Raw genomic sequence first — 21391 nt, 5'->3', positions numbered from 1 at the left:
TGGCATGTTTCTATGGCTGCCGTCAGTGATGGTTCTGAAAGGCTTTGCTCTGGTCAAAAGCTTTGGATACGTTCTTATTATGACGCTGGCTCAATTACCTGGCTTGCTAAGTGCTGCCTGGTTGATTGATAAAGTGGGACGCAAGTTCGTTATTATAACCTATTTAATCATGGCAGCCATTTGCGGCTATTTCTTCGGCAATGCGGATTCGCTGTCTATGCTTATGATATGTGGAATTCTCCTTTCCTTCTTCAATGTAGGAGCAATAGGCACCATTTGGGCCTATACCCCGGAGCAATATGAGTCTAAAATTCGCTCAACCGGTACTGGGATAGCTTCGGCTATTGGACGTACAGGAGGGATTTTGGGGCCGTTGCTGCTTGGGTATCTTGTAGCGGCACAGGTAACCTTCGGTATTATCTTTGCTATATTTTGCGGCTTTATTGTCATCGGTGCTCTCAGTGTACTTCTTCTGGGCAAAGAGACTCGCCCTGATGTATTGGACATGGACGAAGGAGAGACCTCTCTAGATCATGCGTTATAAGCTTCCACATAAAAGGCCATGTTTCTACAAAGTAGAAACATGGCCTTTTATAATACCTTTCGTTACGTATATCTTGATCAGCTAGACAACCTCTTCGAAGGTCCAGTTCTCCTGATTCAAACGAATCCCCTTTTTCAATAAATTCTCTTTATTGCAGGTTAAATAATAGTTGATTTTATTCAGTTGAATATTTTCCGATAACGGAATGCTGACCATTTCGTTATTTTTGATTTCCTTCTCAAGAATCATGGGGGGAAGAATGCTGATTCCGTGCTGTTCATGGATCAGGCTTTTGATTACTTCAAACTGGTTCGAGTAAAGCTTCTTTTTAAAATTCAGCTCCGATAAATCCTCGATGCTGTTCTTATAGGGTTCGTAGAAGATGATATTCTCTTGTTCCATGCAGACGAAGTTCTCCAGCAAGGGCTGATTCGATAACGGGTGATCGGCCGGGAGGATCAGGTTGAACTCCTCAGAGCCAAGCGGATAGGTCTGATAGCAGGTGCTCATCATCAAATCGGTTGTAAAAGCGACGTCTATTACATTATCAACCAACGCCTTTAAAATAATAGAAGATTCCAGAGAGATCAAATGGATATTCAAATGCTCGTTCAGATTGGAAAGATCCTGAATGACATTATAGATGAGAGGGTGACTGAGGGGAACTGAGCTTCCGATTGACAACGAGGTGGTGTGAGTAATTTCCTGCTTGGCCATCTTGAGCGTATCAACGACGGATTGGGCATGAGGTAAAAACCTTTCTCCCGCACGCGTAAGCTGAACATTTCGTTTTCCTGACTTTCCTCTGGCAAAAAGCTCTTGACCGAGCTCATCCTCCAACTGATTGATGCGGTTGGTTACGGTTGGTTGAGGAACGTAAAGATGCCTGGCCGCCTCTGTAAAATTACCGTAAGTACACACGATGATGAAAGTCTCCAGATGCACGATGTTCATGGTCAAGAATTCCCCCCTGATAATATAATATGGAAATATTATCAATAAAATCCACACACTTCAAATCTACCACAACTGCCTCGAAACCTTCTTCTATGTAACAATATATATCATATATAATATTTAGTCCACGGTTTATTCATATTTTCATCGGATAAAATGCTTGTTGCGTCATAATAAGTGACATTTATCATAGCTTTATGTCAGAAAACCGCACCTAACATGCTTAATTTTTATATGGAAATAAGGGATTCATATTTAACATTATATATAATGCATTTTATAATCCCCTTAACAGAGAATATTAAAATTTAATCTATTTTACACAGACAGGAGGAGATTGAACATGGACAATAACCGGGCTTCAATAAATATGCATCCTGTTCTCGAAAGATCTTCCAAGCTGGAAAGGGGATCAACTGTGAAGAGATGGATATCCTCGCAATGGATGCAGCAAGCCTTTTTTATTGGTCCGGCAATATTATTCTACTCCATCGTCATTGCAATCCCGTTCTTTTTCGGAATTTATTATTCGATGACAAGCTGGGATGGTGTATCCGGTAATGCGGTCTGGGTCGGATTAAACAATTTTTCAACGATTTTTTTAAAGGACCCGGAATTTGGCCAGTCGTTCTGGTTCACCACCCGGTTTACCTTAACCGCAGTAATTCTGAACAATGTAATCGGATTTGCTCTGGCTTATCTGCTGTCGCTGCCGCTGAAAAGCCGGAGTGCGATCCGAACGATCTTTTTTCTGCCAAATGTGTTGGGTGGACTCGTTCTTGGATTTATCTGGCAGTTCATTCTGGTACAAGGCTTTCCCGGCATTGGAAAACTCACGAACTTGTCTTTCTTTAATCTCCCCTGGCTGGGAACCGAAGCTACGGCATACTGGGCCCTTATCATCGTCAGCGTGTGGCAGGGAGCAGGTTACCTGATGGTTATCTATATTGCGGGCCTGGCGAACGTGCCAAAGGATCTGATTGAAGCTTCTGTAATTGACGGGGCGGGCAAGTGGCAAATTCTGAAGAATATTATCATTCCGCTGATTATGCCGACTGTGACGGTATGTTTGTTTATCTCCATTTCGTGGACATTCAAAATGTTTGACTTGAACTACTCTCTGACCAGCGGAGGGCCTTACGGTTCCACCGAATCCGTTGCAATGAACATTTATAATGAAGCATTCGGGAATAACCGTTATGGCTTAGGTACGGCAAAAGCGCTGATCTTCTTCGTAGCCGTCACCTTTATCACTTTGATTCAGGTTAAGCTTACGAAAAGCCGGGAGGTGGAAATGTAATGTTCGGAAGATCGTATTCATTCAAATGGTTTGGCATCGAGCTGCTGGCGTTCCTGCTGGCGCTGGTGTTTCTCTCTCCGTTCTATTTTGTCATCGTTAACTCGTTTAAAAGCTTCGCGGAGCTGCTCACGGATACGGCGGGTCTTCCGGGGGTCCTGCATGCTGAAAACTATGTGAATGCCTGGAAAGCATTGAACTACCCTCAGGCTTTTAAAAACACGCTGATAATTACCATTTTCAGTAATTTGGGCTTGATTATTATTTCTTCTATGGCTGCGTACCGCCTGGTCCGCAATAAGAGCCGGATGAACCGCATCTTGTTCTCCATGTTCATGCTGGCGATGGTCATTCCTTTTCAGTCGATTATGATTCCGATGGTGAAGATGTTTGGCTGGGTTAACCTGATGAACACTTTTACCGGAGTGGTGATTGCTTACATGGGGATGGGGGTTTCCTTTACGCTGTTTCTATACAGCAGCTTCATTATAGCGATACCCAAAGAAATTGAAGAATCGGCGGTTGTTGACGGCTGCACGCCTTACGGCACCTTCTTTCGAATCATCGTTCCGCTGCTGAAGCCAATGACCGTCACCGTTCTCGTGCTGAACAGCTTGTGGATTTGGAATGATTTCCTGCTGCCGATGCTCGTACTGCAAAAACCTGGTCTTCAAACGATACAGACAGCCACCAGTTCCTTGTTCGGGCAATACATGACCCAATGGGATTTGGCGCTTGCGGTACTGGTTATGGGTATGATCCCTGTCATGATCTTGTTCTTTATGGCGCAGCGTCATGTCATCCAAGGTATTGCCGATGGAGCGGTAAAAGGGTAACCGGTTTTAAAATGTGAGTGTCATCCGACACCTTCATATATGCATCGTAACGAGAAAAAACAATTACAGGAGGGTTTACAGAATATGAAGCGTTCGTTCATCATTTCATGCGTCCTAGTGTTGATGTGTTACTTGTTGGCCGCTTGCGGGGCCAATTCAAACAGCGGGGCCAATACCGGCGCCGATGCTGCCGGTAACGGGGAATCGAACGCGCAGAAGGAGGTTACGATTAAGCTGTTCCAGCAGAAGGTGGAAATAGCCGAACAGCTTAAAGTAGTGAAGGCCGAGTATGAGAAGACCCATCCGGGTGTCAAGATTGAAATTGAGTCTGTTCTGTCCAGCCAATATGGCACAAAGCTGAAGGCTAAGCTGGCGGCGAATGAAATGCCGGATATTTTCAATAACGGCGGATACAGCGATATGGATGTGTGGGCCGATCATCTTGAGGATCTGACGGATCAGCCTTGGGTGAGCGATGCTGTCGATTCTGCCAAAGCGCCGATGATGAAAGACGGCAAGCTGTACGGCTTCCCGTTGTCGCTGGAAGGGTCCGGACTTGTCTACAATAAAGAAATGTTCGCCAAAGCCGGAATTACCGAGCTGCCGAAGACACTGTCTGAACTGGAAGAAGCGAGCACCAAGCTTAAAGCGCAAGGCTTTACGCCGTTTGTAAATGACTACGCCAGCGTATGGGATCTCGGGATTACAATATTTGATTCCTTTATGGCCAAGGTGCCGGATACGGATAAATTTATCGCGGACCTGAATAGCGGGGCGGCAACGTTTGCAGGCAACGATGTGTTCAAAGGGCTGCCGAAATATCTCGATATTGCTATGAAGTACGGCAATGCCAATCCGTTGACCACAGATTACAACACGTCGATGACCATGTTCGCCACCGGCCAGGGAGCCATGATCCCGGCGGGCAACTGGATTCAACCGCTTATTGATAAAATCAATCCGAATATCCAGGCCGGACTGATGCCGATGCCGGTTAGCGATGATGCGGATTTTAACAAAAACGCGGTATTTACTTCGCCTACCATTTGGGTAGTGAATAAAAATTCACCGGTTAAGGAGCAGGCGAAGGAATTTTTGAACTGGCTCGTTACATCCGATATCGGAAAACAAAATGTAGCCAAGGAATTCAAGCTGGTTCCCGCTTTCAAGAGCATTAAGGCCGACCCGGCTGATGTGGGAAGCATCGGTGATGATCTGACGAAGTTTTCGGAGGAAGGAAATTCACTTCCGATGCAAGCGTCGAAAATGCCGGAAGGTCTATATACGGAAATTGCGCAGTCGATGCAGAAGTACGTGGCCGGTAAATCGACTCCCGATCAAATGCTGGCCGAATTCCAGGCCTCCTGGAACAAGCTGAAAAAATAGTTTTATAAAACATAAGGCTGGAGCATCCAAGATTGTAAGGGATGCTCCAGCCCTATGCCAGAAGATGAAAAAATGCCGGATTATATCTAACATTCATCAACTTTATCGGAACATAAGCAATTGATATTTAACAATATATATTATATATAATATAGTTTTTTTAGGGACAGGAAAGCGAACCCGGACAGGCAAGGAGTGAATACACATGACGCAGCAGCCCGACAAGCTAGTTAAAGAAACAACAACCATGGCCGTCTATAAAAGATTGTTTGACTACGTAATGAGCGGCCAGTTTGAACCGGGCATATGGATCAGGGAGCGCCAGCTCAAGGAGATGCTTGGTGTCAGCAGCACACCGATCAGGGAAGCGCTGAGAATGCTTGTACAGGAGCAGGTGCTTGAATTGGTCCCCCATCACGGCGTCCGTATCAAAGAATACTCTACTAAAGAAATCCAGGATTATTACGAGCTTCGCGCCGAGCTTGAGGGCCTGGCTGCGGAGCTCGCGGCCGAGCGGGGAAGTAAGCTTATGTTCGGCAAGATGGAGGAGATTCTCCACCTGCACCGGACATTTGAGACGGAACGCTCGGATGAAGCGATTGTACTAAATAACCAGTTTCATGATCTCATCGTGGAGGCCGGCGGAAATCTCTCATTAATAAATACGCTCCAGCATTTAAGAGTGGGGATTAACTGGATTCAAGTCATGGCATGGAGCCGCAATAAGGACCGGCATTTCAGCACCTTCCATCAGCACCAGGGCATTCTGGATGCATTGATGGCCCGGAACCCGAAGCTGGCCCGTACCCGGATGCAGGAGCATGTATGGGATTCCATTAAACTCATGATAGAGCCGCCAGGCACGCTGCAAATGGCAGGAGAACTTCGAAAAAGCTAACGGATGGTACGGAAGGGAGAGGTGACGCATCTATGGAGACGCCTAAGAACGAAGTGAAGACAGACGTATGCATTGTTGGAGCCGGTCCTGCCGGAATGCTGCTCGGATTGCTGCTTGCCAAACAGGGAATTAACGTGATTGTACTGGAGAAGAATGCGGATTTTCATAGGGAATATCGGGGGGAAATTACCCAGCCGCGTTTTGTCCAGATGATGAAGCAGCTTAACCTGCTTGACTATATCGAAAGCCACGACCATGTAAAGATCAATGAAGTGGTTGTATTCCATGATCATAAGGAAATCATGCAGCTTTCCTTTGATACCTTAATCGATGAGGATAGCTACTGTGCCAGACTGACCCAGCCGACGATGCTTGCAGCGCTTTTGGAGAAGGCCCGGCACTACCCGAACTTTAAGCTCCTGTTCAATACGAAAGTGAAAGACCTGATTAAAGACGGCGACAAAATCATCGGCGTTCATGCGGTGAGAACAGCAGGGGATTCTACAAATGCGGAGGAGCTGGCGGAGGAAGGGGATTTCGATATTCGCGCGGCGGTAACGGTTGCCGTGGACGGCCGGAATTCAACGATGGAAAAGCTCGCTGGCTTCGAACTGGACCTCGATTATTATGTGAATGACCTGCTATGGTTCTCTTTTGAGAAGCCGGAGTCATGGGACTATAACATTTACCACTTCTACTTCCAGAAAAACTACAATTATCTCTTCCTGCCCAAGCTGGGCGGACTCATCCAATGCGGAATTTCACTCACCCGGGGCGAGTTCCAGAAAATCAAGGAAGAAGGCATTGAAGCCTTCAAAAGCCGGATTCTCGAAGACCTGCCCATTCTTAAACCTTATGTGGAGCCGATGGAAGACTTCAAGTCCTTTGTTCTGTTGTTATGCAAAATGCGGTATGTCAAGGATTGGGCCAAGGACGGCTGCCTGCTGATCGGCGATGCCGCCCACTGCGTCACTCCTTGGGGAGCGGTTGGCAGCACACTGGCGATGGGGACCGCAATTATTGCGGCAGATGTGATTTATAAAGGGTTCCGCACCGGCGATCTGTCGCTTGAAACGCTGAAGCAGGTTCAGGCCAGACGCAAGGATGAGGTGAAGATGATCCAGAATCTTCAGGTAACTCTGGAAAGATTCCTGACCCGGGAGCCTGTCAAGAAGGATCTGGCCCCTCATATTTTCAGCATTTGCACCAAGCTCCCGGACATCACGGAAACGTACAAGCGCCTTTATACGCGAGAGAAGCCGCTTGACATTGATCCATCGTTTGTATTTGCCGATTAACCGCCGAAAGGGAGAGCCATAATGTTCATTACAAAATATGACGGGCATCTGCACATCGTTAATCAATACGATCACTCCATTCAGGCCGGACAGGTTGCGCGCCGCTGGGGAAATGGGCAGTTCCGGCGTCCGGATCATTTTGAGTCGATGTGTCTCGCCGTTGAGAAGCACGACATCGGCTGGGTCGAGTCGGACACGGAGGTATTGTTCAACCCGGAAACCGGACAACCCGTTCCGTTCTTAAGCGTCAATCTTTTGCAGCATGTCGAGTTCTATGGCAAGGGATATGAGCAGGTCAGGGATGAAGACCCGTATGCCGGACTGCTCGTAGGCATGCACTGGATCGGTCTGTACACCAACCGGTTCGGGTATGATCCGTCGTTTACATTCAAAATTCCAGGTGAACTGGCTTCGCTTATTGACGAGAATACGATTAGACAGCAGAAGGAATGGGTCGATCTGAAGATGGCCCTGTGGAACCGCGCGGAGCGAAGAAGCCTGTTCGAAGATAACCTGTGGATGAACTATGAATTGGTACAGATGATGGACCGCTTGTCCCAGTATGTATCTATGCTGACTCAGGATACGAAGGAGAAGTGGGTACTTGGTCCGGTTCGCCGGACGCTTGGTTCCGAGGGTGAAATGATTACGGTTCAGGGGCAGGGGGATGGCCGTGTTGCCGTCGATCCGTTCCCGTTCGATTCGGTTGTGGAAACGACCGTGCTGCGGCGCAAACTTCCCGATACCCGCTACGCTTCGCATGAGGAGCTTTATGAAGTGATGGATAAGGCCGAGACCGAGGAGGTTGTCTGGAAGCTGGTTCCGGCTGAAGCTTGAGCATGGATTCCATACCGGATTGCATATATATCGGCTTTTTGCAAAATGGTTGTCCAACCTGCGGTTGTAAACGACAAGGAGGGAAATGGCATGGCCAAAATTTTAATTCATCTTACGCATGGACCTGAAGCGCCGACTCAGGCCGATCGGGCGTTTCTTATCGCCAAGACCGCCATTCAGGAAGGACATTTCGTCTCCATGTTTCTTGCAGGGAGTGCCGTTCAGCTGCTGCGCGACGACATCCTGGACAGCGTGATCGGAGTGGGAGACGGTGTGACGACCGTACGTGAATCCTATGATGCGATTATTGGAGGCGGAGGGGCTATTTATCTCTCCCGGATATCCTGCGGAGCGCGGGGGATGACGGAGAAGGAACTGAGCGGTAAGCAGGTCCAGCTTGCGGAACCGAATGTGCTGGTGCGTCTGACCGTCGATCATGACCGGGTTATTACCTACGGATAAGGAGGATTGCTCGTGGCGCGAATCTGGGACAACTATCTGGATGAACGGGACAAGAGGGTATATGCGAAGGCAGGTCTTGGCCATGCGATGGGCATCGGCAGCCGTCCGGCCCTGATTATTGTAGATGTGCAGTACGGATTCACCGGTGATTCACCGGAGAGCATCGAGGAATCCATTCAGAAATACCCGACGAGCTGCGGGGAAAGCAGTTGGGAAGCGATTGCCCATATCAAGGAACTGCTGACGGCCGCAAGGCAGGCCGGAATTCCGGTGTTCTTCACGATTATTGAGGGCAGCAGGTCCGCGCCGAATGACCGGATTGCGATTAAAGGCAACATTTTCGATCACCCCGAGCTGCTTGAAGGCGCAAAGGGAGCACAGGTGGTCAGCGAGCTTGAGCCGCAATACGGCGAAATCGTCATCTCCAAAAAGAAACCGAGCGCATTCTTCGGAACGCCGCTGATGTCATACCTGACGGCCCGCCATGTCGATTCGGTCATCGTGACGGGCTGTACGACAAGCGGCTGTGTGCGCGCTTCTGTCATTGATGCCTTTTCCAACAATTTTAAAGTCATTGTCCCGGAGGAATGCGCGTTTGACCGCGGCATTGCCTCTCATGCAATCAATCTCTTCGATATGCAGCAGAAATATGCGGATGTCGTGCCGGTAGCCGAAGTAATCGCGGAACTGAAACCATTGAGCGTTTAATAGGACAAGCAGCCGTTTAACCAATAACTTGGGCAGCAGAAATGGAGGATACTTATGGAGGTTCAAGGTGAAGTAAAGGTGAAAGCGGGAAAAGAAGCGGTGTGGAAGGCGCTTAATGATCCTGATGTGCTGAAAAAGGCCACACCGGGCTGCAATTCGATTACGGAGACGGAGCCGGATACGTACAAGGCCGATATTACGATCGGCATTGCAGCGGTTCGCGGCAGCTATGAGGCGGAGATTAAAATTCTCGACAAGGATGAGCCGGAGAATTACCGCCTTGTCATGAAGGCGAACAGTCCGGCCGGATTCATCGAAGGCGACGCCCGCGTTGAGCTTCAGTCCGAGAGCGATTCAGTGACGATTATCAAATATGACGGAACGGCCCAGGTGGGCGGCCTGATTGCCGGAGTGGGCCAGCGCATTCTGTCCGGGATCGGCAAGATGATTGTAAAAGACTTCTTCAAGAAGCTGGCGAAGGAAGTGTAAGGAAGGGAGGAGCCGCACACAATGAAACCCGCAGCGTTCGATTATTATAAACCGGAAACGTTGGATGAAGCCTTATCGCTACTGGATGAGTTCGGATATGACGCCAAAATTTTGGCGGGAGGGCAAAGCCTGATTCCGATGATGAATATGCGGCTGGCTAGACCGCCGGTGCTGATTGATATTAACGGCGTTCCGGGCATGACCGGAATTGAAGTCGGCGACAGCGAGATTGTCATCGGGGGGCTGACCCGTCATTACATGGTGGAGCACTCCGCAGAGATTCGGGATAGCTGCCCGATGCTCGCGGAAGGCATCAAGCTGATCGGGCATTCGCAGATTCGCTCCCGTGGAACGATTGGCGGCAGCATCGTGCACGCGGACCCTACGGCGGAGCTTCCGGTTATGCTGACCGCGCTGGGCGGGAAAGTAACCGTCGTGTCGAGCGGCGAAGAGCGGGAATTGACTCCGGAGGAGCTGTTCCTGACATATATGACGACAACGATTGAACCCAATGAAATTGTCAAATCCGTGCATTTTCCCGTCATCGCGGAACGGACAGGCCATGCGATTGAAGAGTTTACCCTGCGCAGCGGCGACTTCGCAATCATAATCGCAGCAGCCTCCGTTACGCTGGATGAGGAAGGTCTAATAGAGAGCGCTGCGCTCTGCATCGGCGGAGTGGACGGCGTTCCGGTCAAGCTGGACGATGTCACCGACGAACTCATCGGCCACGCTCCGAGCGATGAATTGTTCGCGGAGAGCTGCGCGCCAATCGTGGATATGGTTGAGCCGGAGAAGGATATACACGCCAGCGTCGAGTACCGCAAGGATTTATGCGTGGCGTTAAGCCGCCGAGTGCTGAAAAAAGCCGCAGACGAAGCAAAACTGGCCTGACAGGAAGAAAGGGAGGATGAGCGTCCATGACGGAAAAAACCGCGGAATCGAGCCGGTTGAAGACGATAACGTTGAAGGTCAACCATAAGGAATATACCGTTGATGTGGAGCCTCGCATGCTGCTGTCCGATGTCCTGCGCGACGAACTGAGGCTTACGGGAACGCATGTAGGCTGTGAGCACGGCGTATGCGGAGCCTGTACGATTATGATGGACGGCCGGCCCGTCCGGTCCTGTCTCGTGTTCGGGGTACAAGCGGATCAGGCGGACATCGTGACGGTTGAAGGACTGGAAAGCCAGGACGGGGAGCTTCATCCGCTGCAAAAGGGCTTCTGGGAAAAGCACGGACTGCAATGCGGATTCTGCACGCCGGGCATGCTGATGACGGCTTGTCACCTGCTGGAGCACAATCCGGACCCAAGCCGTGAGGAAATCCGCGAAGCGATCTCCGGCAACTTGTGCCGTTGTACTGGATATCAGGGGATTGTCGATGCGGTGGAATACGCGGCCAAAGAAATGAGGGAAAGGGCGGAGTGACATGTCGATTGGGGCAAGTCTGAAACGGCTGGAGGATTATAATCTCGTAACGGGCAGAGGGCAATATGTCGGCGATCTGCAATTTCCGGATCAATGCGAAGCCGTGATCATCCGGTCCCCGCATGCGCATGCGATCATTCGTTCCATCGATGTAGAAGAGGCCCGGGGCTTTGACGGGGTGCTCCTGATTCTGACCGCGTCCGACCTGCCGGACGACCTGCGTCCGATCCCGATGCGGCTGTCTCCGGACCCGATCCTAGAAAAGGCTCTGCAATATCCGCTCGCGAAAGACCGCGTCCGTTACGTGGGCGACCCGGTGGCCGTTATTGTCGCGAAGAACCGTTATGCAGCCGAGGACGCCGCAGATTTTATCCATATCGAATATGAAGTGCTGCCTCCGGTTACGGATGCGGTTCAATCGCTGGAGCCGGAGGCGCCGATCCTTCATCCCGATGCGGGTACGAATGAAATGTACCTGATTCACGGCAGGAAGGGAGAGGCGGCGGAGCGGCTGAAGACGTGCGAGCATGTGCTGGAGGAGGAGCTGTACGTGCAGCGGCACTCCGGCATTCCGATGGAAACGAGAGGGCTGCTTGCGCTATGCGATGAGGGCGAGCGGCTGACGGTATACGGCGCCGCGAAGGTTGTCCATTTCAATCATCAGCTGATGGCCCGGCTGCTGAACAAGAATATAGACGAAATCCGGCTGGTCGAAACGGATTGCGGCGGCGGCTTCGGGCCGCGCGGCGAATTTTACCCGGAAGACTATTTAATTCCGTTCGCTGCCATGCGGCTGAAGCGCCCGGTCAGGTGGATCGAGGACCGTCTGGAGCATTTCAAAGCGACCAACCACTCCAGAGAACAGAAGCACCGGGTAACGGTCGGCTTTGACGGCGACGGACGGATTTATGCGCTGCGGGATGAAATCTTCTTCGACCAGGGCGGGTATATCCGCACGCATGGTACGACCGTGCCGTCTCTGACCCAGGCCATGTTTCCCGGGCCTTACGATTTCAGCGACATTGAAATCGTAACGCATTTGGTATTGACCAACAAGACGCCGGTCGGAACGTACCGGGGGCCGGGACGGTTCGAGGGGACATTTGTCCGCGAGCGGGTCATCGACATGGTCGCCGCGTATTTGAAGCTGGACCCCACCATAGTCAGGGAACGAAATTACATTCGTCCCGAACAGATGCCCTATAGCAACGGGCTGTCCGCTCTCGGTCAAGTCATTGAATATGACAGCGGCGACTATGCCGAGACACTTGACCGCGCCCGGAAGTTCATGGGCTGGGAGCAGTTTGCCGGGAAGCAGTCCAGGGCCAGGCAGGAAGGGCGCTTTATCGGCCTTGGCTTTGCTTCCTTTGTGGAAAAGTCGGGCTTTGGCCCTTGGGAATTTGCCGAGGTGGAGATGCGGCCGGACGGCCGGGTGATTTGCAAGACCGGGTTGACGGAGGTCGGTCAGGGGATTACAACGACACTGGCGCAAATTTGCAGCGATCAGCTGGGCATTCCTTACGGCGATGTCAGCGTCGTTCACGGCGATACCGCGCTTGTGGAGAAGGGCAACGGCTCCTTCGCCACGCGCGGAGCGGTTGTCGGCGGATCGGCCGCCTGGCACGCAGCCGGCTTGCTGAAAGAGAAGCTGCTGAAGGTTGCGGCCGGGCAGCTTGAGGTTCCGGTGGACATGCTCGCCCTCAAAGACGGGGGCGTGGTGTATGCCGAAGCGGGGCAGGCCGCTATGCCGCTGGAAGAATTACTGCCGATTTGCTCGGACCTTGGCATTTCGCTGTGTGAGAAATACACGTTTCATATCGAGCATATGACTTACCCTTATGGCTGCCACGCCGCCGAAGTGGAGCTTGATCCCGACACAGGGGCATTGCAAATTCTGAATTATTATATTGCCTATGATCTTGGAAAGGCGATCAACCCGATGCTTGTGGAGGGCCAGCTCATTGGCGGAATGGCCCAGGGACTTGGAGGGGCTATTTACGAGAATCTGAAATATGATGAAATCGGACAGCTTGTGTCCGGCAGCTTCATGGATTATCTGATTCCAACCTCAATGGAAGTCCCGGAGGTAACAACCGAGATTCTGGAGAACTATCCTTCGCCGCTGAACCCGCTAGGAGTAAAGGGCGCGGGAGAAGGCGGAACGGTAGCTGTAGCCCCCGCGATTGCCAATGCGATCGTAAACGCGCTGCAGGAATACGCTATTCCGTTTACGTCTCTGCCCCTTCGGCCCGAACGCATTCGCGAGGCACTCAAACAAAGGAAGCCGGAGAGGTGATCCGAGCGAGATGAATTCACTGGCAGAAAAGTGGCTTGGGCAATTGACATTGGATGAGAAAATCAGCTTAGTCGCGGGAAAAGATCTTTGGAGCACAAGCGCTGTTGAACGGCTCGGGATTCCATCGCTCTGCATGACTGATGGCCCTCATGGAGTGAGGAAGGAGCAGGATGGCACGCTGCTTGGCGTCAGTAAGCCGGCCACCTGTTTCCCGACTTCGTCCGGACTGGCCTCCTCCTGGAATGTGGAGCTGATGGAACAGATCGGCGTAAGCCTAGGGAAAGAATGCCGGCAACTGGGCGTTCAAATCTTGCTGGGACCCGGCATTAACATGAAGCGCTCGCCTCTGTGCGGCCGGAATTTCGAATATTATTCGGAAGATCCCTTCTTGGCGGGAGAAATGGCTGCGGCGTTCATCAGGGGGGTTCAGAGCCGGAACATCGGCACGTCGCTGAAGCATTTTGCCTGCTACAATACCGAATTCGAGCGGATGACGATCAGTTCGGAAGTGGATGAACGAACAATGAGGGAGATTTATTTGGCTGCCTTTGAGCGTGTGGTCAAGAAAGCCGCGCCTTGGTCGATTATGAGCTCCTACAATAAAGTAAATGGTACCTATGCTTCGGAAAACCGGCTGCTGCTGACAGATATTCTTCGCGGGGAATGGAATTTTAGCGGGTTCGTGATGTCCGACTGGCTGGCGGTAAATGACCGGGTCAAAGCTCTTCAGGCCGGACTCGATTTGGAGATGCCAGGCCCTGCCCTGTCAAACGGCAAGCAGCTCCAAGAAGCCCTGCACTCGGGCGAGCTTGCCGAGGAGACACTGGATGGGGCGGTTCTGAATGTGCTGTCGGCCGTGGAGAAAAGCCTTGGGGGCACAGGGCCCGCTCCTGACGATCTTGACTGGAGCCTGGAGCAAGCTCACCGGCTTGCCCGGACAGCGGCCGAAGAGAGCATGGTGCTGCTCAAGAATGACAATCGCCTTCTGCCGCTTGAGCCGTCCGGGCTGCCTTCAATCGCAATTATCGGAAGAAATGCGAAGTTCCCGTTAATTCAGGGCGGCGGAAGCTCCAGTATCAATCCGTCATTCTTGGAAATTCCTTTCGACGAGATTGTAAAAATGCTGGACCCCGGGACGCAGATTATCTATGCGGATGGCTATGATGAGGATGGCGCGGTCAACCAAGGGCTGATTTCTGAAGCGGTTCGTGCAGCTCTTCAGGCGGAGGTCGTCCTTCTGTTTGCGGGCAGCACGGAGCTTGAGGGAAACGACAGGGAGAGCATGGATATACCTGCCGGACACTCAGCGCTGCTGCAAGCTGTGGCCTCTGTTCATAAATCCTGTGTTGTTGTACTGAATAACGGGTCTGCCGTAGATATGCGCGAGTGGATCTCGGATGCGTCCGCCGTGCTTGAGGCATGGCTTCCCGGGCAGGCAGGCGGCAGTGCCTTGGCTCGTCTGTTGTTCGGGGAGGTGAATCCTTCCGGTAAACTGGCGGAGACCTTTCCGGTGAAGCTGTCGGATAATCCGTCTTATCTGAATTTTCCCGGCGATAACGGCAAGACGGTATATGGCGAAGGATTATTTATCGGATACCGTTATTATGACCGCAAAGAGATTGAGCCGTTGTTTCCGTTCGGGTATGGCTTATCCTACACGAGCTTTGATTATACGGATCTTGAGGTTGTCCGGAAACCGGAAGAAGGCGGCTTCGCCGTGTCGGTCAAGGTAACGAATACCGGGAGCAGATGCGGGAAAGAAATTGTCCAGCTGTACGTTTCCGACCCGGATTGCGAGCTGGTTCGCCCGGACCGGGAATTGAAGGGATTCGCTAAGGTTGAACTCTCACCGGATGAAACACAGACCGTTACACTGCAATTAGAAAAAAGCGACTTCTCCTATTACCATCCGGCTGCCGGAGGCTGGACGGCCGACAGTGGAGACTTTATTCTGTCCATTGGCGCTTCTTCGCGCGACATTCGCTTGTCCACGCGCGTTCATATTGAATTCGCCGGTAAGACCGAAATAACGCTTGACGCAAACAGCCTTCTGAAGCAGTGGCTTAAGACTGAGCGAGGCTTGCAGGCTGTCCGCTACTTAGCTGAGCATGTTGCGGAAGATGAGAACCTGAAAGAGACGATTCTGGCCGGGAAGATGAGAGGCTTTTTCCTGGAGATGCCATTGTGGAGATTTATCAAGCTTCTGTCCAAAGACGGAACGGCGGAGCGCTGGTCCGACCGGATGATGGAAGAGTTGTTCGGTCTATAGACTGTGGAGGTGAAGGAATGAAGTATATAGGTCAGTCCATGAAACGGAAAATTGATCCGCGATTGACCAGTGGACAGGGGCGTTATATTGCCGATATTCACATGGACGGAGCGCTCAGCGCCGCTTTTCTGCGCAGCACGCACGCACATGCCCGTATTACGGAAATCGATCTGGAGCAGGCGAGAAATCTGCCAGGGGTCGTAGCGGTATTTGGCCCGGATGAAGCGGCGGACCTCCCCTGCCTGCCTGTTGTATTTCCCAATCCCAATCTGATATCCGTTACCCAGCGGCCGCTTGACAGAACCGTTCACCATGTCGGCGAGCCGGTTGCCATGGTCATTGCGGCCTCCAGATATATAGCCGAAGACGCAGTAGATTTGATCAAAATCAAATATGAGAAGCTCCCTGCCGTTTCCTTTCTGGAAGATGCCGCACGTCCCGGAGCGCCATTAGCCCACCAGCATATGGCATCCAATCTGGCGATGCACATCAGTCAATCGATCGGCAACGCTCATGAAAAGATGAAGGAAGCCGATGTCGTTGTCAGCCACCGGTTTGAAATCGGCCGGGTGAGCTGTCTGCCGATTGAGACGCGCGGGCTCCTCGCGAAGTGGAGCCATCACCAGCCGGAACCTGTGCTGGAAGTGTACGCCGCGACGCAGAGCCAGCATGAAATGCGTAAAATTCTGTCGGAAACGTTCCGGATCTCGGAACACCAGGTCCGGGTCATTGCCCCGGATGTCGGCGGCGCTTTTGGCGCGAAGGCTCCGTTCTACGTGGAGGACATGCTCGTTCCGTGGGCCTCGCTTCAGGTGGGCGCGCCCGTAAGCTGGATTGAGGACCGGATGGAGCATATGATGAGCTGCATCCATGAGCGCGAACAGATTCACGAGGCGACGCTGGGCGTAACCCGGGAAGGCAAAATCGTAGCGGTAATCGATAAAGGTCTGGCGAGCACGGGCGCATACGTACCGTGGGGCGTGATTGTTCCCATCATTACCTCTTCGCTAATCCCCGGCCCGTACCGCGTGACCGACTATGCCTGCGAAATCGACGTCTTCTATACGAATACGGTTCCGCTTGCGCCGTACCGGGGAGCGGGAAGACCGCAGGCGGCCATGATTCTGAACCGATTGCTGGATGAAGCGGCTCATGTGCTGAATATGGACCCGCTTGAAATAAAGCGGCGCAATCTGATTCAGGCGGATGAATTTCCGTACCGCACCGGTCTTTTGTCAAGAGACGGGAAGCCCCAGATTTACGATAGCGGCAATTTCCCTAAGCTTGTGGAAACCGTACAATTGGAAGGGGAGTACGCGCGGTGGCGCAAGCTTCAGGAGGAGTACCGGAAGCAAGGCAGAAATGTCGGAATCGGAACGGTCGTCTGTATCGAGAACACCGGCTTCGGCAATTATGAAGGGGCGACCGTCCGCGTGGAGGATACGGGCGAAGTGACGGTGTTTACAGGCGCCGCCACCCAGGGGCAGGGGCATGAAACGTCTCTGGCCCAGGTTGCGGCGGAAGTGCTGGATGTCCCGCTTGAGAAGGTGATCGTCCGGGAAGGCGACACGAGCCTCTTTCCGTACGGTACCGGCACATTCGCCAGCAGGATTGCGACCATTGCGGGCAATGCGGTGTACAAGGCGGCCCAGAAGGTGAAGCAGCATGCGCTCCGGCTTGCTGCGCATGAGCTGAATGTACCGGAAAACGCGCTTGAATTGGCCGGCGGGTATGTCCGTAAAAAAGACGAGCCCGGTATACACATTACACTGGGAGCCTTGTCCCATGCGGCGAAGGGGGGCGCTCCGGGGAAAACCTACGATCTTCCAACCGATCCGATGCTGGAGGCAACCGATTATTTTGCTCCCGAGGGTGCGGCCATTACGTCGATGTCCGATATGGCTGTCGTCGAGGTGGAGCCCGAGACGCTGCAAATTAAGGTTTTGCATTATTTATCGGTTCACGACAGCGGCAAGCTGCTTAATCCGCTGATTGTGACCGGGCAGTATCAGGGCGGCATATCGAATGGAATCGGCAACGCCTTATATGAAGAAATTGTCTACGACCGGGAAGGGCAGCTTCTTACGAGCAGCCTGATGGATTATCTCGTCCCTTCTTCCACGGAAATTCCGGAAATGACGATTCATCATATTGAAACGCCGTCTCCGCTGAATCCGCTTGGCGTCAAAGGAGCCGGTGAAAGCGGGTCGATCCCGGTTCTCGCCGTCATTCAGTCGGCCGTTCAGGATGCGCTGCGTCATACGGGCGTCAAAATTCATAAAATACCGGTTAAACCTTTGTATCTGAAGGAGCAATTGAGCAAAGCGGCGTTGGAACAAGGTGAAGTTGCCATTCAATAATGGGTCAAGCTTCTGTAAGCGTGAAACCGGCCGGAGGGAACTGAAATACCGAAATTCATAAAAACAGCAAGCTTCCGTGCCGCCGGAAGCTTGCTGTTTTGCCGGGAGCGGTCCATGCACTCTGCCTGTCGTTAGTTCGTGCTTTCGCGAATCGCCAGATAATGCGTGACATTGGAATGCTGCGGGATATCCGAAGCGCCCTTAATCATTTTGATCAGGTTGCGGGTGGCCGTCATGCCGATTTCCGTTGCGGAATACTCCACCGTTGAGAGCTTGGGGCGGAAGATGGACGACAGATAGCTGCCGTCAAACCCGAATACAGCTACATCCTCCGGAATTCGCATGCCTTGATCCAATACATAATTCATCGCCCCGATCGCCATCCAGTCCGTTGAGCAGAATACTGCGGTTGGCATTTCGCCGGTTTCCGCCAGCTTGCGCATGGCGTTCATCCCGTCATCCACGGACAGCGCGCTATTCACAACCCATTCCCTGCGGACGGGAAGTCCCGCATCGTTCATCGCCTGGCGAAATCCCTGGTAACGGTCGTTTCCAATGCCCTCGTCGCCTATTCCACGAATCATCGCGATGCGGCGGTGTCCCTTTTGGATGAGATGGGTCACGGCTTCGTAGGAGGCGGTGATGTTATCCACATGGACGGAAGGGATGGATGGAGTATTGGAGATCTGCCCGATTACAACGCAGGGAATTCCCGACGCTTCAATCGTTTGGGTATGCCTTCGTTCCAGCATGGACCCGACAAAAATGATACCCTGCGACTCGATGTTCCCGAACCTTCTCAAATGATCAAGCTCGCTTTCAAGCGTTCCGTCCGTCAGCCCGATAAGCAGCTCATAGCCGTACAACCGGGAAACCGACTCAATGCCCGCCACCATATCATTAAGCACCGTCTGGCTGAACTGGGGGGCAATGACTCCGATCAACGCGGAATCGGTCTTGGCGCCATCGCCTGCGGCAACGCCGGAACGGTAGTTAGTCTGCTTGATGGCTTCCATCACTTTCATCCGGACTTCCTCGTTTACCGGTTTACTGTTATTGATGACTCTGGAGACGGTTGAGATGGAAACCCCAGCCATTTTGGCAATATCATGAATCGTTACCTTCATCTTAGCACCACAACTCCGAATAATAAGATGTCCCATAGCGGGAAAATATTTTCCTAAAAAAGCTGTATAATTCGAGAATGGCTATCTTTTTTCCTGAGTGGAAGACGAGATTGGCACGAAAAAAATGCAACCAATTTTTAAGCCTATCGGCGATAGAATAGCTCAAGTGCAGTATTATCGCAGTGTTTTATATGCTGGCTTCTATATATATGTATCATAACACGGCAGCATCCTATTTCCAATTGGACTTGACCGGGAAAAAACATTCGTTCTATACTGCAAATAGGAAAAAATTTTCCCTAAAGCAGGTTGGAGGAGCTGACAGCAGTGGAACGAATTTGGTGGAAAGAAGCGGTGGCATATCAAATCTATCCCCGCAGTTTTATGGACGGCAACGGTGACGGAATCGGCGATTTACGGGGAATTATCGGCAAGCTGGATTATCTGAAAAACCTAGGGATCGACGTGATCTGGATCTGCCCGATCTACAAGTCGCCCAATGACGATAACGGGTACGATATTTCGGATTATCATGACATTATGGACGAATTCGGTGCGATGGAGGATTTCGACGAGCTGCTGGAGCAGGTTCACCGCAGAGAGATGAAGCTGATCATGGACCTGGTCATCAACCATACCTCGGATGAGCATCCCTGGTTCATCGAATCGCGGTCAAGCAAAGACAACCCGAAACGGGACTACTATATATGGGCCGATCCGAAAGACGGCGCGGAGCCGAATAACTGGGACAGCATCTTTGGCGGGTCTATCTGGGAATATGACATGGTTACGGACCAGTATTTTATGCATGTGTTCTCCAAGAGACAGCCGGATCTGAACTGGGAGAATCCCGATGTGCGCCAGGATTTGTACGAAATGGTCAACTGGTGGATGGATAAAGGCATTGACGGTTTCCGGATCGACGCCATCTCGCATATAAAGAAGCTGGCCGGCTTTCCCGACCTTCCGAACCCGGAAGGTTTGCGCTATGTGAGTGCTTTTGAAGGGCATATGAACCGGGAAGGCATCCATGATTTCCTCGAAGAACTGAAGCGGGAAACGTTCGACAAGTACGATATTATGACCGTCGGGGAAGCGAGCGGGGTTACGGCGGAAGACGCGGATCAGTGGGTCAGCAAGGAAAAAGGCAAGTTCAACATGGTGTTCCAATTCAATCATATGCATCTGTGGGACAAGAGCCTGGAGAGCGGCTTCGACCTGCTAACCTTCAAAAAGGTGCTGACCGAATGGCAAAAAGCGCTTGAAGGCACCGGCTGGAACGCGCTCTTTATGGAGAATCACGATAAACCCCGCTCGGTCTCCACTTATGGAGATGACGGAGCGCTGCGGGTGCAGTCGGCCAAGGCGCTGGCAACGATGTATTTTCTGATGCAAGGGACGCCTTTCATCTATCAGGGGCAGGAGATCGGCATGACGAACGTGCAGTTCCCGTCTATCGACGATTATGACGATGTGCATATGAAGAACGTGTACCGTCTTGAAAGGGAGGAAGGCAAGTCCCATGAGGAGATTATGCAGGTCATTTGGAAGAACGGGCGGGACAACTCCCGAACGCCTATGCAGTGGACTGCCGGGGAGCAGGCCGGATTTACAGCAGGAACGCCATGGATGAAGGTGAATCCGAATTACAAGGAAATCAATGTCGAAAGCGAGATTGAGAATCCCGACTCGGTTTACCACTATTATAGAAAAATGATCCATCTGCGCAAGAGCCATCCAGTCGCCGTTTATGGCGCCTATGACCTGATCTTGCCGGAGCACAAGCAGATTTATGCTTACACCCGAACGCTTGAGGATGACCGGCTGCTGATTATCACCAACCTGTTCGCGGAAGAGGCGCTGTTCCATTTGCCAAAAGCTGTCCGTTACAGCTCTGCCGAGTTACTGCTCTCCAATTATGAAGCTCCTGCGGGCGGCAGCATCCGGACGATTAACCTGAAGCCTTATGAGGCAAGGGTATACCGGCTGGCTCAAAAACAGTAATTTGGTTAAAATAAGGCTGGAAAGGAGAGAATTCCATGACTTCCAGACAGAAGAGCCTTAGGTTCTCCCGAATACTATGGCTATCGCTATTCCTTCTGATAATCGCCGGCTGTGCCTCAATTAATACCCCTCCTGGCAATGAAGCTTCAGTATCGAGCCAGGCGCCTACTTCTTCAGAGGCGCCTGCCGCATC

General features: G+C 51.8%; 19 protein-coding genes. 16 read left to right on the top strand and 3 right to left on the bottom strand.

The features are described from left to right. A partial coding sequence (locus L691_RS0101730; protein WP_025688403.1) for an MFS transporter occupies positions 1-544 on the top strand: 544 nt, incomplete at its 5' end. 81 nt (positions 545-625) lie between these two features. Here the strand turns inward: L691_RS0101730 and L691_RS30415 are convergent. Next, positions 626-1498, bottom strand: a complete 873-nt coding sequence (locus L691_RS30415) for a LysR family transcriptional regulator (RefSeq protein ID WP_025688402.1) — start codon at positions 1496-1498, stop codon at positions 626-628. 421 nt (positions 1499-1919) lie between these two features. Between L691_RS30415 and L691_RS0101720 the strand changes: the two genes are divergently transcribed. The 14 genes from L691_RS0101720 to L691_RS0101655 all read left to right on the top strand — a co-directional run bounded on the left by L691_RS0101720 (position 1920) and on the right by L691_RS0101655 (position 18067). Further along, entirely contained in the window at positions 1920-2801 is an 882-nt protein-coding gene (locus tag L691_RS0101720; RefSeq protein ID WP_025688401.1) for a carbohydrate ABC transporter permease, read from the top strand. After that, positions 2801-3634: a carbohydrate ABC transporter permease gene (locus L691_RS0101715; RefSeq protein ID WP_025688398.1), complete on the top strand. Its 834-nt coding sequence runs from the start codon at positions 2801-2803 to the stop codon at positions 3632-3634. The genes L691_RS0101720 and L691_RS0101715 overlap by 1 nt, the downstream gene beginning before the upstream one ends. 84 nt (positions 3635-3718) lie before the next feature. Beyond that, positions 3719-5020: an ABC transporter substrate-binding protein gene (locus L691_RS0101710; RefSeq protein ID WP_025688397.1), complete on the top strand. Its 1302-nt coding sequence runs from the start codon at positions 3719-3721 to the stop codon at positions 5018-5020. A 205-nt stretch (positions 5021-5225) separates the two neighbouring features. Then, on the top strand, positions 5226-5918 hold the full coding sequence (locus L691_RS0101705; protein ID WP_025688396.1) for a GntR family transcriptional regulator: 693 nt from the start codon (positions 5226-5228) through the stop codon (positions 5916-5918). A gap of 32 nt (positions 5919-5950) precedes the next feature. Next, positions 5951-7216 (top strand): FAD-dependent monooxygenase, encoded by a 1266-nt coding sequence (locus tag L691_RS0101700; protein WP_025688395.1) that lies wholly within the window; start codon positions 5951-5953, stop codon positions 7214-7216. A gap of 21 nt (positions 7217-7237) precedes the next feature. Beyond that, the gene (locus L691_RS0101695) at positions 7238-8053 is read left to right on the top strand and encodes a DUF3891 family protein (RefSeq protein ID WP_025688394.1); all 816 of its coding nucleotides are present in this window, start codon (positions 7238-7240) and stop codon (positions 8051-8053) included. A 90-nt stretch (positions 8054-8143) separates the two neighbouring features. Then, positions 8144-8515, top strand: a complete 372-nt coding sequence (locus L691_RS0101690) for a DsrE family protein (protein WP_025688393.1) — start codon at positions 8144-8146, stop codon at positions 8513-8515. Positions 8516-8527: 12 nt separating this feature from the next. Beyond that, positions 8528-9223, top strand: coding sequence for an isochorismatase family protein (locus L691_RS0101685; protein WP_025688392.1), 696 nt, complete (start codon positions 8528-8530; stop codon positions 9221-9223). 54 nt (positions 9224-9277) lie between these two features. Further along, a complete protein-coding gene (locus L691_RS0101680) occupies positions 9278-9712 on the top strand; it encodes an SRPBCC family protein (protein WP_025688391.1) in 435 nt (144 codons plus the stop codon). 21 nt (positions 9713-9733) lie between these two features. Next, positions 9734-10606, top strand: coding sequence for an FAD binding domain-containing protein (locus L691_RS0101675; protein WP_025688390.1), 873 nt, complete (start codon positions 9734-9736; stop codon positions 10604-10606). A 26-nt stretch (positions 10607-10632) separates the two neighbouring features. Beyond that, positions 10633-11142, top strand: a complete 510-nt coding sequence (locus L691_RS0101670) for a (2Fe-2S)-binding protein (RefSeq protein ID WP_036734672.1) — start codon at positions 10633-10635, stop codon at positions 11140-11142. 1 nt (position 11143) lies between these two features. Beyond that, a complete protein-coding gene (locus L691_RS0101665) occupies positions 11144-13438 on the top strand; it encodes a xanthine dehydrogenase family protein molybdopterin-binding subunit (protein WP_025688388.1) in 2295 nt (764 codons plus the stop codon). 10 nt (positions 13439-13448) lie between these two features. Beyond that, the gene (locus tag L691_RS0101660; RefSeq protein WP_025688387.1) at positions 13449-15707 is read left to right on the top strand and encodes a beta-glucosidase family protein; all 2259 of its coding nucleotides are present in this window, start codon (positions 13449-13451) and stop codon (positions 15705-15707) included. 17 nt (positions 15708-15724) lie between these two features. Further along, the gene (locus L691_RS0101655; protein ID WP_025688386.1) at positions 15725-18067 is read left to right on the top strand and encodes a xanthine dehydrogenase family protein molybdopterin-binding subunit; all 2343 of its coding nucleotides are present in this window, start codon (positions 15725-15727) and stop codon (positions 18065-18067) included. Between the two features lie 131 nt (positions 18068-18198). Here the strand turns inward: L691_RS0101655 and L691_RS0101645 are convergent, their stop codons facing one another. Continuing rightward, positions 18199-19194, bottom strand: coding sequence for a LacI family DNA-binding transcriptional regulator (locus L691_RS0101645; RefSeq protein WP_051459273.1), 996 nt, complete (start codon positions 19192-19194; stop codon positions 18199-18201). Between the two features lie 327 nt (positions 19195-19521). On the opposite strand from L691_RS0101645, the gene L691_RS0101640 reads away from it, so the two are divergent. Further along, positions 19522-21198, top strand: coding sequence for a glycoside hydrolase family 13 protein (locus L691_RS0101640; protein ID WP_025688384.1), 1677 nt, complete (start codon positions 19522-19524; stop codon positions 21196-21198). On the opposite strand, the gene L691_RS33280 is transcribed toward L691_RS0101640, so the two are convergent. Beyond that, the coding region (locus L691_RS33280; RefSeq protein ID WP_232229067.1) for a hypothetical protein at positions 21146-21391 on the bottom strand (246 nt) is incomplete at its 5' end. The genes L691_RS0101640 and L691_RS33280 overlap by 53 nt on opposite strands.

It is taken from the genome of Paenibacillus zanthoxyli JH29 (genome assembly GCF_000520715.1).
Taxonomy (GTDB): domain Bacteria; phylum Bacillota; class Bacilli; order Paenibacillales; family Paenibacillaceae; genus Paenibacillus_AQ; species Paenibacillus_AQ zanthoxyli.
The sequence above is the reverse complement of the archived record's forward strand: the minus strand, read 5'-3'. Positions and strand labels throughout refer to the sequence as shown.

Bases quoted from the DNA above. Each gene is read 5' to 3' on its own strand.
- L691_RS0101690 (WP_025688393.1), top strand. From the start codon at position 8,144: ATGGCCAAAATTTTAATTCATCTTACGCATGGACCTGAAGCGCCGACT.
- L691_RS0101700 (WP_025688395.1), top strand. From the start codon at position 5,951: ATGGAGACGCCTAAGAACGAAGTGAAGACAGACGTATGCATTGTTGGA.
- L691_RS0101710 (WP_025688397.1), top strand. From the start codon at position 3,719: ATGAAGCGTTCGTTCATCATTTCATGCGTCCTAGTGTTGATGTGTTAC.
- L691_RS0101655 (WP_025688386.1), top strand. From the start codon at position 15,725: ATGAAGTATATAGGTCAGTCCATGAAACGGAAAATTGATCCGCGATTG.
- L691_RS0101670 (WP_036734672.1), top strand. From the start codon at position 10,633: ATGACGGAAAAAACCGCGGAATCGAGCCGGTTGAAGACGATAACGTTG.
- L691_RS0101660 (WP_025688387.1), top strand. From the start codon at position 13,449: ATGAATTCACTGGCAGAAAAGTGGCTTGGGCAATTGACATTGGATGAG.
- L691_RS0101645 (WP_051459273.1), bottom strand. From the start codon at position 19,194: ATGAAGGTAACGATTCATGATATTGCCAAAATGGCTGGGGTTTCCATC.
- L691_RS0101715 (WP_025688398.1), top strand. From the start codon at position 2,801: ATGTTCGGAAGATCGTATTCATTCAAATGGTTTGGCATCGAGCTGCTG.
- L691_RS0101675 (WP_025688390.1), top strand. From the start codon at position 9,734: ATGAAACCCGCAGCGTTCGATTATTATAAACCGGAAACGTTGGATGAA.
- L691_RS0101705 (WP_025688396.1), top strand. From the start codon at position 5,226: ATGACGCAGCAGCCCGACAAGCTAGTTAAAGAAACAACAACCATGGCC.
- L691_RS0101680 (WP_025688391.1), top strand. From the start codon at position 9,278: ATGGAGGTTCAAGGTGAAGTAAAGGTGAAAGCGGGAAAAGAAGCGGTG.
- L691_RS30415 (WP_025688402.1), bottom strand. From the start codon at position 1,498: ATGAACATCGTGCATCTGGAGACTTTCATCATCGTGTGTACTTACGGT.
- L691_RS0101665 (WP_025688388.1), top strand. From the start codon at position 11,144: ATGTCGATTGGGGCAAGTCTGAAACGGCTGGAGGATTATAATCTCGTA.
- L691_RS0101695 (WP_025688394.1), top strand. From the start codon at position 7,238: ATGTTCATTACAAAATATGACGGGCATCTGCACATCGTTAATCAATAC.